Origin of the sequence: Sphingobacterium sp. UGAL515B_05, assembly GCF_033097525.1 — a bacterium.
Taxonomy (GTDB): Bacteria; Bacteroidota; Bacteroidia; order Sphingobacteriales; family Sphingobacteriaceae; genus Sphingobacterium.
In genome coordinates this window covers 3,946,828-3,961,607 of record NZ_CP109907.1, presented here as the reverse complement: position 1 = coordinate 3,961,607, position 14,780 = coordinate 3,946,828, and the positions used below count along the sequence as shown (strand labels likewise).

Here is a 14,780-nt window from a genome sequence, read left to right as displayed (position 1 = left end):
TAGGCAAAAAGGCTAATGGTTATGCCTTGTTCAAAATAGATAGACAAAAACAACGCTATAATGCCGTTTGCGACAATAGCCCAAATGTAAAAAAAACCTTTAATTATCTATACACTTAATTAAAAATCATTCCTTCTCCTCACGAACGAGAAAATCATAAGAGTACCAGAATTTCAGATGCCCATAGGAATCGAGACCTCTTAAGCTATAGCTAACGGGGTAATCAAAGCTATTTTGTTGCAGTTCCAGTTCATTTTTATAATCAGCCACAAGTTTTTTAATTGCGTCTAAACCTGTCGCACGTCTAATAAAACTTGTTTGACGTCCGCCACGCAGATAAACCAATACGTCGGATCCTTTTAATACCGTTTCGTCGGTTTTCGTCAGAAATTGATTGTACAGCAATTTTTCCAATACAATTTTAAGATCACCACGTGGAAAATCACTTTCTCCCATCATGATCGAGTGTGTACCGTAGTTGACTGACGAAACATAGTAGGGATTATATCCTGTCTTTTTTAACTTTCCAAGTTCATCCTTGTTAAAAGCCTTTGCATAATCCGCTTGGTCTACATGGAGACTAAAAGTAATATGTTCGCGACGCAACAGCAGGCTATTTGCTCTTTTTATCGTGGTGGAATCCTGGTGACGGACCAATTTCAAGACACTATCTACGTCGGGGCTATTATTAAGATGGTAACGTATCGCCCTATAATCGAAAAATGCCCCTACTGACGACTGCTCCAAAACAGCCGGTTCGCCCTTGCTTTTCTTCGCAAAAACTCGAACAGCATCAAATCCAGGAATGGTACGAATAGCAGCTAATGTTGGCTGTGTAGATGAAATTGCGGTTTTGAAAGGTTTAAAATGATTGCGAAGAGAGGCTAGTTTTAGCTGGGGAGTGGTATCTTTTAATCCCCAAACTGTCCCCAAATAGAAGTTCTTGTCTGTAGTACCATCCACGTAGATCTGACTAACCGAAAATCCGACGGAACGTCCTACAAATTGATATCTTTTCGCTGTAGCTCCACCATCGATCTCCATGGAGTCAAAGTCAGCCTCTTCTTTGTCACAGCTGGACAAAAAACAAATGCTTAGTAACAACAGGAAAAGATATTTCATAATTTAAAAAATTAATCGTCAGCTCTGGTGCAGCACTTCGATCTCATCTACCCGTCGGACAATGGCCTTTAGATTCTTCTCAAATATATACAAAATTCCTAATCCAACATACATAAAAATAAGAATAACAACACGATACAAAGCTAAAGGAATATAATTAACGATCCATTCCGAAGAAACCAACCCAATGATCAAAACCATAATCGGTATCGTTAAACCAAGATAATTGCGATAAACGTAGTATTTGCTCCCTCTAGGCCGATGCCGCAACACGTATACAGGAATATAAAAAACCAGTGTACCGATCATCCCTAATTTTAATCCCGTCCAAAAAGCATCTGCATCGAGCGGCACAAAATAATAGAACAATGTGAAGTACAGGATATAAATTGCACTATGCCAATGCTTGACGAATTGTAAAAAATCAGCAGGAAATTTATTGATCTGTTTACGTTCCAGATTCAATTCATAACTGGCTGCGATGCCTCCAAAGCCCGACGGTCCAAAATTGGCATAGGCGAGATCAACGGCTCGATTGAAAGATATATTGGCATCTGAAGACATCAGTTCCTCTACCTTACAAGCAAAGTGATCCAAAATTTCAAGCTGAACATCAACATAAGGATATCCTTTAGAACGAATAAAATCCATTAGAACACCCAATTCCGCTTTGGTCAATTTCTTTTCTGTCATGATACAATTGGTTTAGTGTTCAAGATAACCTGCAACTTCTCCACAAAGGTCAACGCATCTTTCATTTTACTTACTTGAGCTTTTTTTCCCTTCACGGTCAAGGAATAATACTTTCTTGCTCTTCCATCGACTACTTCGATTGTTGTATCCAGGAGTCCTTCCGCTTCTAGCTTATGTAATGCCGGATAGAGCGCTCCCTCCGTCAGGATAAACTCCCCTTCGGTTAAGAGTTTTACCTGTTGAGTCATTTCGTAGCCATACATTCTTTTTGTTCCAGACAATAGCTTTAGAATAATCGTTTGTAAAGTGCCTTTTAATAACTTCGTATCTTTCATTTTTTCCTCTTAAACAATTAACTAAATATACCTAATTTTCTTATATATACAAAATATAAAAAAACTATGATACAGCAGGTTGTATTTTGACCGCCGCCATCAGCTATGGCCCCTGTACAGCCTTTTGACTGGACTGCTTCTGCCCTGCTTTTGCCCTGCTTTTGGAAATAATCGACCAAATCTCTATGAATCACCTAATGTTCACCTAGTGTTTACCTAGTTCACTAGGTAAACACTAGATCTCAGGTAAGTGCCTACCAGGAACAAGAGCGAACAAAGGCACTAGCAAGAGCGAACAATGCCATAAGCAAGGATGAAGCGAAAAAGCCGCCAGAGCTGGGAACTCTAAACGGCTTTGCACTAACAATTATATATAGAATGATATGATTATCCTGCTTTCAGGAGATCAACAATTAAGCGATCCCTATTTTCATTCAACGACGGATAAAACTGATTTAAGTCCACCAATAGGATGGGCATCCCTCTATTTTCCGGTTTATACAATACGTTATCCACCAGATCCCGACAAAAAACCAGCGACTCATTATCCGTAAATACTTCTTTTGACCTTTTGAGAAAACTATCAAAAAAACGTCTTGGATTATTGATGATTTTAAGATGTTCCTGGTTTGGAAAAACCGTACTAGAGAGATCTAAGCCTCGAGAAAACACAACGTCCTTCAGTTCAGCATGACCAAAATTGACTAATGGGGTCTTTAATGGTTTTGCTTTTTTGAGAATAAAAAGATTGGTGGAGTATAAATCTTCCGTAAAAGGAATGCCATAGAACCACGAAGAATTGATCTTTCCTTTAAAAACTACGTGCACCAAAGCAGTACCGTCAAAGGTTGTTTTGTCAAATGTATTGTGAAGAAATGACGACTTTTCAATTTTTAGATTTCCGATGATGGCTTTTGAAAAATCATTCGCTTCGAATGTACTTTCCACCCAAAGCCCAGATTCCTGAAAAACAACAGACTGAAAATTACAGTCCACAAACGTACATCGAATAAACTTGCAATCACGAAACATGGAGTTCATGAAATTTTTTCCCTTTATCGTACAGTCGATAAATGAGCAATTTTTTAAAACTTTGTGATTGAATTCAAAACTTTCAATCTCACTTTGCTGGAATATTTTATTAGTCAGTGCCATGCTAAATTTATTAATAGGCTAAAATTTCATAGTAGTTGCATTGCAAATGGATCTTTAACGGCCAAAATCTCCATTTATACAAGGATGACAACGGGAAAAACAAAACGTCCTAAAGAAATTTTGACTTTTTTTATTTTTTTCTTTCCAAGTCTCAAACCACCAAAAAAAGATAGAGTCTAGACAGCGATGAAATATAGCAATATGCTAACCAGTCACGCTGAAAATGGCCAGTAAACAAAAAAAGCCGTAAGAACGGGGAGTCCTTTACGGCTTACTACCTATGAAAAACATTCACCTTAAGTATAAGGCACTATCTACTATGACAATTAAAATTAAAATGCCCCACATACACCTACAACACAACAAATTAGCGAATTAATACCGCCTATTTCCTTCTTTGAAAAAGCTTCAATCTACATTTTAGCATTTCTTGGAACCAAATATAAAGTACTAGACCAGAGATTCAGCCCACCGTTTACAATTCGCCAAAAATGATTTACGATTCGCCTGTTGTATTATTTTAATCAGCTGGTTAATTAGCTCTTTAACCTCAAAAGAAAAAAAAGTATATTGGTAGACACAATTAAAACTGTTTATGAAATTGATAAAAAATATTTTGACGGTGCTTGTACCGCTTACCTTATTCAGTGGCACGGCCTTTTCCCAAACCAAAGAGGAGCTTAAAAAAAAAATATGAAAATAGCAGTATAGATGAAGAACTCAAGAAGAAGATGGCTACGGAATATGTCTATCCCGACAGTCTCATCTTACCTCCTTTACATTATACCAATTCCTATTATGTATTGGACTCTGCCGTCAATGATTTCCATTCTATTTCCATTGATATTATTGTAAAAGATGACATCCCCGACCACTATTCATTTTATATTTCACCCTTTAATATATCCCTAAATAATATCCTTTTATATTGTGGTATTCAATCGGCAGGTGGCGGCATCAGTGTTAAGACAGGCAAAGAAGAGGATATCAAATTTAATGGCATCTTTTCCCGTTGGTTTGAACGGACAAAAAAGGCATTAAAAACTACAGGATATTATGCCAGTTCAGATGCGGAGGGTGATTTTATCAGTGTCCGCAATACCGTAGGCTGGCACAAAGGTTCTTATCGCATCACATTAAAAAAAGAAGGCTATATTGCTGGCAAAGCAGTACCAGATACAATTAATCCCAAAGAAACCTATTTCAGCTGGGGCGATTATGAACATACCTGGGTCACCATGTATGTCGAAGATTTAAGCACAAAAAAAGTGGTCAATGTAGGATCCCTAGCCTTCCCAGGTAAAAAGATCCAGATGAAAGAACATATTACATCGTTCTTGGAGCAATACAAATATTTTATCGATTTCGCCCAAAGACCGCGGGACCTCGAAGGGTTGAATGTCATCCGATACGACAAATTGCCTAAAGTAACCATCATTCAAAAAAACCTACGCATCAATGGTAAATTGGTCAAGCTTGAAAAAGTGCCGACTTACCATAACCGTACACACAATCCCGAACAAAGTAAAGTAGCCGGTGAAATCCCTATCCTATCCAAGGATAGTTATAATGCTGCAACTGGTGAACTTACACTCGAAACGGGCGTGTTTGTTGCTTGGCCTCCCAAGAAAGAGGACAGCAGGTAGCTGACAACATTTTATGATGAAATCAAAAAAGGGATAAAATAGTCCAATGGAAAATTTCAAATCCTGGATTTATTTCATTTTTGACATCAGGAAGTATATTGCAAATTTTAGGGAACTACCCCTTTCAATCGTCTTTATTAGAAAGAGAAAATTATGCAAAAGCCAATAGATAAACCCATAAAACAGCAAACTGCAACAGCAATCAAAAATAGGTTCAGGAAGACTTTTATAGCGATTCTTTTCGGTACAAGCGCTCTTTCTGGGCTTGTTTTTGGACAACAGACCACAAAAATCATCGCTAATCCTTTGGCATTGGAATATCGTTTTATGCCCGAAAGTCCCAGTAGACGGGAAGCAGCAGATCCCATCATCGAGCTTTTCAACGACCAATATTATTTATTTGCGTCGAAGTCCGGTGGATATTGGCGCTCCTCAGATTTAAAAGACTGGCTGTATATCCCTTGCAAAAGTATTGGCAGCATTGAAGCTTATGCACCTACTGTATTAAATTACAATGGTGCACTTTACTTTTTGGCTTCGGGTGGAAAACCCCAAATTTATAAAACAACCAATCCTGATCAGGATCAGTGGGAACCCATACCGACCAAATTTACCATTGGCATGACAGATCCAGCCTTCTTCAAGGACGATACTGGTAAAGTCTATCTGTATTGGGGATGTTCAAACGTTGATCCCATCATGGGCGTGGAGGTAGATCCTAACGATGGTTTCAAACCCATTGGTACCCCACAAGTCTTGATTCAACATCATGAAAAACAATATGGCTGGGAAGTACAGGGTGAGCATAACGAACTGGGAACTCCAGGTTGGAACGAAGGGGCGACAATGATTAAACACAAAGGAGTGTACTATCTCCAATACGCATCTCCGGGCACGCAATTCAGAAGTTATGCCGATGGTGTTTACACTGCCAATTCTCCTTTGGGACCGTTTCGCTATGAAGCCAATAGTCCTTTTTCTTATAAACCAGGTGGTTTTATTGCAGGCGCAGGTCATGGACATACCTTTCAGGACAAGCTGGGCAACTATTGGCATGTAGCGACCATGAAAATTTCGGTGCGAGACTGGTTTGAACGACGTATCGGTCTTTTTCCAGCATTTTTTGACAAGGAAGGTCAGCTTTACGCGCAAACGGTATATACCGATCTCCCCTTTCACATCCCCAATACAAAAGTCGATCTCGAGAAGCGAGATCTTTCTCTACCGTACAACCTTTTATCACAAAACAAGCCCATTCAGGTATCCAGTGAACTGGATAAATTCCCCAAAATTTACGCTAACGATGAACGGATAGAAAGCTGGTGGTCGGCAGCTTCGGGCGCTATCGGTGAATATATACAGATTGACCTCGAAAAGAACATGTCCATCCGTGCCCTACAGGTGAATTTCGCCGATCAAGATTTCCAGCTTAAAGCACCCCAGTCTTATTGCTACCAATATGTGATCGAATACTCCAGCGATGGCAAAAAATGGCTCCCACTGATAGACCAAAGCAAAAACACAAAAGATCACCCGCATGAATTATTTAACCTCGATCGCAAAGTCAACGCACGTTATGTCCGCCTGACCAATAAGAAAGAGATCCCCGGTAAATTTTCGCTTTATGATTTTCGAATATTCGGTCATGGTTTGGGTCAAAAACCACAGGGAATCAACACCTTGACAGGAAAACGCAATACAAAAGATCGTCGCCAGATTACACTACATTGGCCGACATCGCCAAATGCCAAAGGTTATATTCTCCGTTGGGGCATTAAATCCGACAAATTATACAATGCGATCGTGGTCTATGAAAACAAATTTGATGGCCGTAGTTTCAACAGCGGTCAGGACTACTATTTTTCGGTAGAGGCTTTTAATGAAAACGGTCATTCGCAACAGCACAAAAAATTGCTCCATATTGAATAACGTATCGCATAGCTTATCCCATTGCGTAAACGACGACAAACCTGATCCGAAAAGACACATGTGGTGAATTCTTGTCAATCCGATAAAGTCGAACACAAAATAACACGTAATTCAAGTCCAAAAAAAGAGTCCTCTCATCATAATGATGAGAAGACTCTTTAAAAAATTGAAATCTTGATCCGAAACGTTCGCCCAACGACTTACTTAATGACAAACCAAGTTTGACTTTTTGCCGGTATATTAACCTCAAAGATCGCTTCCGAGGCTGCATTTAATGGCATTGTCCTACTGTTCTGATCTTGCTCAACCACTTGCACATTTCCTTTCAGGCCGGTATAATATAAGTTGACCTTAATTTTTCGTTTTATCGCTTCGTCCAATGGATTATAGATCATTAGTAATCCTTTTTCTTTTCCAGCCGGATTCACGTGCAAAATAGCATCATAATCCATCCCGTCAGGACGTCTCACATGGATAATATCACTGTCCAAAACTTCGCGGTGTTTCTTGTAAAAATTCACCCATTTGGCCACTACGTTTTTCGTCTCTGGGGAGTCATAAAGCTGTGGTCCACGATAACAGGCCTGTACACCTGCACCAAACAAGTTGGCTAGCCGTTGCTCGTAATGCGGTAGGTGATCCTTCAAAGGCTCGATCGTCGCCTCTTTGCCCCCACCTTGATATTCTACCAAAGGAACAAACATCCAGCCCATAGACGGCGCCTTTGCCCAGGTACCATCAAAAATATTCTGTCTTTCCACAATCTCCTGTTGTGCCCTCGGAAGCGACCAGTTTGCCTCACGGTAGCCCATCCCGACCTTGTTGCCGCCATTCAAGAAATACATATCCGGAATATTCAGGTAGATTCCCTTTTCACGGCACCATTTGTAAAAATCAGTGATCCGTTTAAACTGATTCCATTGCGAGTCTTTTTCATTATGATGCCCGGGGTGATCGGTGGAATAGCACCAATCTCCAGGATAGGATCCATCGTGCTCAAATACGCCCAATCCCGAACTTTCATACAGGTTATACAGCTTTTTGAAGTAAGCCTGCCCCCATTCACTCTCAATACAGGGTGAACTTCCAAAGCGAGGATGCATGCCTTCAGGTAGCACAACGTCATTTTTAGCATCAATATGCCGACTGGCAAGGAGCGAATAGCCCCCAAGTTCAATTCCTTTGCTATGTGCATAGTCAGCAAGCTCCTTCATACGCTTGAGATTTTCGGGAGAATCATCTTCGGCATTGAATCCAGACCAAAAGGTCATAATCACCATTTCAAAACCAACTTCCGCGGCTTGATCAATTGCCTTTTTCACCGACTTGTTGTCCGAACTCCGTACATGCATCAATATTGGATTTTCAGTTGCCCATGGCGCCATGGAGCGCAGCATTTTTCGATATCCAAGGCTCTTACGTTCCCGTTCCCAGCTATCGTTCAACAGCTCCCAAACGCGATAACTCGCAAATTCCGCACCGGCGGCAACCTGTTGTTCAGGCCCCATTTTAGGTGCAACTTCCAACAGACAGGGTGTCTCCCGGTCGTAGTGTACCTGCGTCGTATAGAGCGGGTCTTTTTTCCACTCCAGACTCGAGGAATAAACGACTTCCTCGCTCATACCGCCAAATGTATAATCTGTTTCCACGGTGATATTAGGGTATAACCAACGGCTTCTATGGTCCACCGAACTTTCGGGCTCAAATACAGCCAATTGCTCACTCTTAAAGCTATTAACCACAATTTCTCGGTCCGACTGATTCTGCACGGTAATCCACTTACTAAAGATCGGCATGTCATCATAAAGATCATAATGAACCTGTACCGTAACGTTTTTCATATAAGCAAGTTTACTGGACAGATCGCCTGCAAATTGGGATGGAAAATCACCGTATGCCCAAAAACCTTCTATTTTGGAGCGACCTTCCTTTGTCGAAGCCTTACCATCCTTATTCCCGCCGTTTGGATCCATTTTTCCAACACGGACCAGTTGTATCTTATCACCCGACTTTAGTGGAAGATGACCAACAGTACGCCATTGTTGTCCGTCCAAAGAGGCTTGTGCCACTAATTCTTTATCCGCTATTTCATATCTAAACCATAGCTGATCGGCTTTACCAACATCGAAAGTTCCGTTATCGCGTTTGCCATCAAAAAAAACAACCTTGCCTTCGCTTGCTCGCCAATAAAGCCTGGGATTACCATTCGTTAGGCTTAGTCCAAAACCCAATCCCCAATCGTTGGAGTGATCAGTACCTTTATTCATCTTGGCTACGAGTACCTTTACCTCCTGAGGAACTGTTCTTTCAGCGAACACAGCTGCATTTTCAAGTGCCATAATTTCGCCCACTTTTCCTTCATTGACAAAGGAATTACGCGCATGTGATTTTGAAACCATCAACTTCCATCCGGAATCCAGATGCTGAAATTTATCTTCCAACAGCAATGCCCTGTTTTGGTCACTTTTGCTCTTTGCGGCAAGCGCATCGATCGCCTGCTGATCCAATGTATAGGTAAATGTCAGCTCTTTGCCCGGCACAGGCCAAGGCATATCTTTGGGCATCCAGTTTGGTCTCTTTTTCCAGCCAAAACGGGGTTTTGTATCTTCAATTTTATAGTCATGGAATTTAAAAGCCATAGGGTTTGCCTTTAAACTCGGGATCCATTCTTTCAGTAAATAATTATGTACCTTCTGTCCTTCCAATCCGCCGACATCAAAGGTAAACCCATCGATTGTTACGCTGGCCTCAGGTCGAATCGACCGTAGAAATGCTGTATTTCCAGTCAATTCATCCAAACCAATACTGGCCACATTTGGAAAAGTCGTAAATGTACGGCTGACCAAACCATTGGAAAAGACCAAATGACCTTCTTTTGTCTTGAAAAGCCCTGCTTTCGCCTGGGGAGTTCCTATTAGCCAGTCTCCAGACAGGCTGTTGCTTTCTTTGCTAAATAGCGGCAGCTGCTGACTATAGCTCTGCTTTGCCTGGCCCAGTACGCCCAATAGACAAAGGATATAGAGTTGTTTTTTAAAGTAATTCATCTTTTTATTTTGCCAATACCTGTACAGTAGCCACTTTCAAACCCTTACTCGATGCGTTGATCCGGATTGCGCCCTGCGCGCCTTTTTTTGCTCTTACGATGACCAATGCCATTCCATTATACGCTTTACGCGAATGACTTTGGAACGAGGTAAAATCAATTGCATTTCCATTATCTGTGGATACGATTTCACCTGCACCTTCGACCGAAAAATCAATCAACGCCTCCGATTGAGGCACCAAGGTTCCCCTTTTATCAGTCACTTTTACCGACACAAAAACAAGTTCAGAGCGTCCGCCATCGATCGTCGCACGATCTGCTTCCATCTGGAGTTTTTCGGCCTTTCCAGCGGTTTGGATTTCTGCTTTGGACCATTCCTTGCCGTCTTTGTAAGCAATTACCTTGACCGTTCCCGGTTCGTAACGCACACTATCCCATTGCAACCGAAAATCCTGTCCCGCAACCTTCTTCTTACGTCCTTGACTTTTTCCATTGACAAAAAGTTCTGCTTCTGTACCGGAGGTATACACATGTACCGGTGTAATCTCTCCTTTTCTGCTTGTCCATGTCCAATGCGGTAGGATATGCGTCACTGGTAAGTCTGGTCGCCAATGGGATTGATAGAGGTAAAACCGATCTTTTGGAAAACCGGCAAGGTCTATAATACCGAAATAGCTGCTCCTTGAGGGCGGATTTTTCTTCTTCAATTCTTCCAATGCGGCTTCCAATTCAGCACGTTTCGCAGGATCCGTTCTAAAATTCAACAAATTGGTCTCCGCCGAATTATAAGGTGTCGGTTCGCCCAGATAATCAAAACCTGTCCAAACGTATTCTCCCAGCAGGTTTGGATACTGAGCCAATATCCGGAACTGTGCATCCGGTGAACAGCCCCATCCCGGAGCAGCGCGGTCGTAAGAGGTGACCTGCCAGCCATCGTAATCGGTTCCAAAAAAATATTCGCCGCGGGAGGAAACACAGGAAGAAGTTTCACTGCCCAAAGTTGGCATATTCTGATAACGCGAATCTTTATCCCAACGCCCCTGTTGACTGAAGAAATAATTCACGCCCATGATATCCAAAGCGGTTGCTGCGCCCGACTCACGGCCGCCATCCGGGTCATTATAACCATTGGAAACTGGTCGTGTTGGATCTGCCCGACGAATAATATCGGCCAGATGCCTAGTCATGTTGACATCCTGTTGCTCAAGCACCTCATTACCAATGGACCATATAAATACCGACGGATGATTTCGGTCGCGGTGTACCATGGCCAACAGATCGCGTTCATGCCACTCATCGTACAATTTATTATAATCTTTTGCGCGCTTACCTGTACGCCAAGCGTCAAAAGCTTCATCCCAAATTAAAATCCCCATTTTATCAGCCAACTCCAATAATTCTGGTGCTGGTGGGTTGTGTGATGTGCGCAGGGAATTCATACCCATGGCCTGTAACATTTTGAGCTGACGTTCCAAGGCACTTTTATTAAAGGCAGCCCCTAATGATCCCAAATCATGATGGTTACATACCCCTTTTATATCTACGCGACGGCCGTTTAACTTAAAGCCTTCATTTGCTGTGAATGCGATAGTCCGTACACCAAAAGGGCTGTAATACGTATCCCTTGTTTGGCCGTCAACGATGACTTCGATCTTTTCTACATAACGATTTGGCGATAAAATATCCCATCGTTTCGGTTGATTGATACGCGTTTCAAGATTCAGTTTGCCACTTGCATTGGCGTGCAGATCAACAAATCCACTGGCGGTGGCCACCTGTTTTCCAGGTTTATCTTGTGCATCCAACTCGAAATAAGTCGCTTTGACCTCAGCATGTACTGGAAAAAAACGAAAGTTATCCAGTGTCACTTCATTCTTCACCGTTGCATATTGATCGTTGACAACAGGTGTTGTAATCGAGGTTCCCCAATGTGCGACATGTACGTCCGAAGTACGTACCATCCATACGTGACGATAGATTCCAGCTCCGCTATACCACCTTGATTCCCAATTTTCGGTATCCAAACGTACCGCCAGAACATTCTCTCCATCTTTTTTTAGGTAAGGTGTCAAGTCCATACGAAAGGAACTATACCCATAAGGCCAAGTTCCCACATAACGCCCATTTAACCAAATTTTAGCATTCGCCATGGCGCCATCAAAATCCAGATAAACACGCTCGCCAACCTGAAGGTTTTCGACTTTAAAATGTTTTCTATACCAGCCTATTCCTTTATAAGGCAGCTTTCCGGATTCACTGGCCAACTCAATACGGAATGGCCCTTCGATAGCCCAATCGTGCGGTAGATCCAAGCTACGCCAAGTATCATCATTACATTCGGTCTTATACAAATCATTAGGTTCAGCCAATTGATTCCCATCAGCCTGCAAACCAAAGCGGGAAAACTTCCAGTCCCGATCAAAGAGCGCTACACGCGCGTTTCCCATGCGTGTAATTTCCTGCTGTTGTCCAAATAAGGAGAAGGATAACATAGCGAGAAACATTCCGAAAATTACTTTCATTTATTCTTATTTATTCGTTGATTATTTAACAGTAAGATCCATACTAACCTTCTTCTATTTTGCCTTAATATGGTCGATACGCTGTTCCTTGCATTGCCATTTCGGTCTCGACACCTACAGATTTCCCCGGCTGACCACCACCAACATATATTTTGACAGCGCCACCTTTTTGTATCAACTCGCCTTTTTCGCTCACCAAAGCCAGATCTTCCGGTGTCAAGGTGAAGGTTATTTTCTGCGACTGACCCTTTTTGAAAAATACGCGCTTAAAACCTTTTAAAGCACTATTAGGCACTTTATAGTTGCCTTCTTTTGGATGAACAACATATAATTGGACGACCTCATCACCGTCGCGCTGGCCGTTATTTGTTACCTGTACAGTGACCTGAACATCAGTACCCGTTTCGACAAGGTTAGGCACATGCAATTGTTTATAGTCAAACTTTGTATAGCTTAGGCCGTAACCAAATGGATAACGTACCTCCCCCTTAAAATAACGATAGGTGCGGTTTGCCATCGAGTAATCCTCAAAATCAGGTAAGTCCGCATCACTTTTATACGTCGTCAAAGGCATACGCCCTGCCGGATTATAGCGACCAAATAGCACATCCGTTATAGCATCGCCGGCCGCCTGTCCACCATACCATGCCTGCAATAGCGCATCTACATGCTGTGATTCCCAATCAAAGCTCATCACCGATCCCGACATATTGACCAATACAAGTGGTTTCCCTGTTTTTTTCAGTTCTTTTAAAAGTGTCGTCTGCACTTCAGGAGAAGCCATCGTCGAACGGTCTCCATTCACAAAAGCGCCATATCCCGCTGCACCAGCATCACCGGCTTCACCTTCGTAGTCTGCCGTTATACCGCCAACGAAAACAATAACATCTGCTACCGCAGCTTTTTTAACAATTTCTTCAAAAGAAGGACCGCCATCAATTTTTTTCATGATTTCTGTTCCCGGAAGATAATCTATCGCGATTTGCTTTCCATAACGCTTTTGTAAACTGCTCAGCGGTGTGACAATTTCCGAAGGCGTACCAAAATAATTTGCTAACTGCGCATGTCCATTATCGGCATTGGGGCCGATCAAAGCAATTCTTTTTATTTTATTGGGATCAAGGGGCAGCATGTTATGCTCATTTTTCAACAGTACCATAGCCTCCTGCGCCATTTTATAGGCATGTGCCTTATGCGATTTACTTTCAATTACTTCACGACCAATCTTTGCGTATGGTACCAGTTCCTGTGGATCGAACATTCCCAATTGAAACCAGATCTGCAAAAGTCGGGCTAATGAAACATCAATATCCTTTTCGGATAATGCACCTTGTTTTACCCCCTGTTCCAACAATTGATAGAGATTACCACATTCGAGATCTGTTCCGGCCAAAACTGCAGCACTGACGGCCGCTGTATTATCCGGATGTGTGTTATGTCCGCTGGCAAAATCATTGATACCCCCACAGTCCGAAGTTACATAGCCTTTAAAGCCCCATTGATGGCGTAAGATAGTATTGAGCAACACATTATTGCCGCAACAGGGCATTCCATCCAAGCGGTTGTAGGCACACATGATCCCATGCACTTTAGCTTTCATGACCAACTGCCGAAATGCTGGCAGGTAGGTATCCCAAAGGTCATAAGCTGAGACTTCTGCATTAAAAGAATGTCGATTATGCTCGGGTCCGCTGTGTACAGCGTAATGCTTAGCTGCCGCAACTGCCTTCAAATACTGTGGATCATCACCTTCCAGCCCGCGCACGATAGCTGTTCCGATCTGCCCTGTCAAATAAGGGTCTTCACCATACGTCTCCTGCCCTCTTCCCCAGCGTGGATCACGAAAAATATTGATATTGGGCGTCCAATAGGTCAGTCCACGATAGCGTTTACCTGTTTTTCCGGCTTTGAGATCTTCATTGAATAATGCGCGACCTTCTGTTGCCGTATAATCCCCCATCTGTTTGACAGCAGCCGAATTGAAAGTAGCCGCCATGCCTATAGCCTGCGGATACACAGTTACCTTTTCTTCTGTCCGTGCAACACCGTGCAGCGCCTCATTCCACCAATCGTATGCTGGAATGCCCAATCGTGGAACGCCCTTAAACTCGTGCTTCATCATTTGCACCTTTTCCGATAGGCTCAGTCGCGCAATCAGATCCTGAATACGTTCCTCCCGACTTCTTTTTACATCAAGAAAAGCGTAACTTTTGCTTTGCGCCATGGTCACTTGCTTTCCGCCAGCAATAATCAACAAAAACAGGACATTCAGTCTCAAAAAACAACGGTTAAATTTCATTTTATAGTTTTATTTTATCAGGTATACCTTTCTAAT

General features: G+C 42.3%; 9 protein-coding genes. 2 read left to right on the top strand and 7 right to left on the bottom strand.

Annotated elements, in window-relative coordinates; translation table 11 throughout:
- Positions 1-126: 126 nt before the first annotated feature.
- The 4 genes from OK025_RS15970 to OK025_RS15955 form a co-directional block, all read right to left on the bottom strand.
- Positions 127-1,122, bottom strand: a complete 996-nt coding sequence (locus OK025_RS15970; RefSeq protein WP_317665230.1) for a hypothetical protein — start codon at positions 1,120-1,122, stop codon at positions 127-129.
- 18 nt (positions 1,123-1,140) lie between these two features.
- Complete coding sequence (locus OK025_RS15965) at positions 1,141-1,815, bottom strand: hypothetical protein (protein ID WP_317665228.1); 675 nt, start codon at positions 1,813-1,815, stop codon at positions 1,141-1,143.
- Entirely contained in the window at positions 1,812-2,150 is a 339-nt protein-coding gene (locus OK025_RS15960; protein ID WP_317665226.1) for a PadR family transcriptional regulator, read from the bottom strand. Before OK025_RS15960 ends, OK025_RS15965 begins: the two co-directional genes overlap by 4 nt.
- A 387-nt stretch (positions 2,151-2,537) precedes the next feature.
- On the bottom strand, positions 2,538-3,305 hold the full coding sequence (locus tag OK025_RS15955; RefSeq protein ID WP_317665224.1) for a pentapeptide repeat-containing protein: 768 nt from the start codon (positions 3,303-3,305) through the stop codon (positions 2,538-2,540).
- 647 nt (positions 3,306-3,952) lie between these two features.
- On the opposite strand from OK025_RS15955, the gene OK025_RS15950 reads away from it, so the two are divergent.
- Positions 3,953-4,951: a hypothetical protein gene (locus OK025_RS15950; RefSeq protein ID WP_317665222.1), complete on the top strand. Its 999-nt coding sequence runs from the start codon at positions 3,953-3,955 to the stop codon at positions 4,949-4,951.
- Positions 4,952-5,104: 153 nt separating this feature from the next.
- Entirely contained in the window at positions 5,105-6,880 is a 1,776-nt protein-coding gene (locus OK025_RS15945) for a family 43 glycosylhydrolase (protein ID WP_317665220.1), read from the top strand.
- Between the two features lie 200 nt (positions 6,881-7,080).
- Here the strand turns inward: OK025_RS15945 and OK025_RS15940 are convergent, their stop codons facing one another.
- The 3 genes from OK025_RS15940 to OK025_RS15930 all read right to left on the bottom strand — a co-directional run bounded on the left by OK025_RS15940 (position 7,081) and on the right by OK025_RS15930 (position 14,744).
- The gene (locus tag OK025_RS15940; protein WP_317665218.1) at positions 7,081-9,924 is read right to left on the bottom strand and encodes a hypothetical protein; all 2,844 of its coding nucleotides are present in this window, start codon (positions 9,922-9,924) and stop codon (positions 7,081-7,083) included.
- 4 nt (positions 9,925-9,928) lie between these two features.
- Positions 9,929-12,445, bottom strand: a complete 2,517-nt coding sequence (gene galB / locus OK025_RS15935) for a beta-galactosidase GalB (RefSeq protein WP_317665216.1) — start codon at positions 12,443-12,445, stop codon at positions 9,929-9,931.
- A gap of 64 nt (positions 12,446-12,509) precedes the next feature.
- Positions 12,510-14,744, bottom strand: coding sequence for a glycoside hydrolase family 3 C-terminal domain-containing protein (locus tag OK025_RS15930; RefSeq protein WP_317665214.1), 2,235 nt, complete (start codon positions 14,742-14,744; stop codon positions 12,510-12,512).
- Positions 14,745-14,780: the final 36 nt, after the last annotated feature.

Excerpts from the sequence above, each read along its gene's own strand:
- galB (WP_317665216.1), bottom strand. The coding sequence starts at position 12,445 with ATGAAAGTAATTTTCGGAATGTTTCTCGCTATGTTATCCTTCTCCTTA.
- OK025_RS15970 (WP_317665230.1), bottom strand. The coding sequence starts at position 1,122 with ATGAAATATCTTTTCCTGTTGTTACTAAGCATTTGTTTTTTGTCCAGC.
- OK025_RS15960 (WP_317665226.1), bottom strand. The coding sequence starts at position 2,150 with ATGAAAGATACGAAGTTATTAAAAGGCACTTTACAAACGATTATTCTA.
- OK025_RS15955 (WP_317665224.1), bottom strand. The coding sequence starts at position 3,305 with ATGGCACTGACTAATAAAATATTCCAGCAAAGTGAGATTGAAAGTTTT.
- OK025_RS15965 (WP_317665228.1), bottom strand. The coding sequence starts at position 1,815 with ATGACAGAAAAGAAATTGACCAAAGCGGAATTGGGTGTTCTAATGGAT.
- OK025_RS15940 (WP_317665218.1), bottom strand. The coding sequence starts at position 9,924 with ATGAATTACTTTAAAAAACAACTCTATATCCTTTGTCTATTGGGCGTA.
- OK025_RS15945 (WP_317665220.1), top strand. The coding sequence starts at position 5,105 with ATGCAAAAGCCAATAGATAAACCCATAAAACAGCAAACTGCAACAGCA.
- OK025_RS15930 (WP_317665214.1), bottom strand. The coding sequence starts at position 14,744 with ATGAAATTTAACCGTTGTTTTTTGAGACTGAATGTCCTGTTTTTGTTG.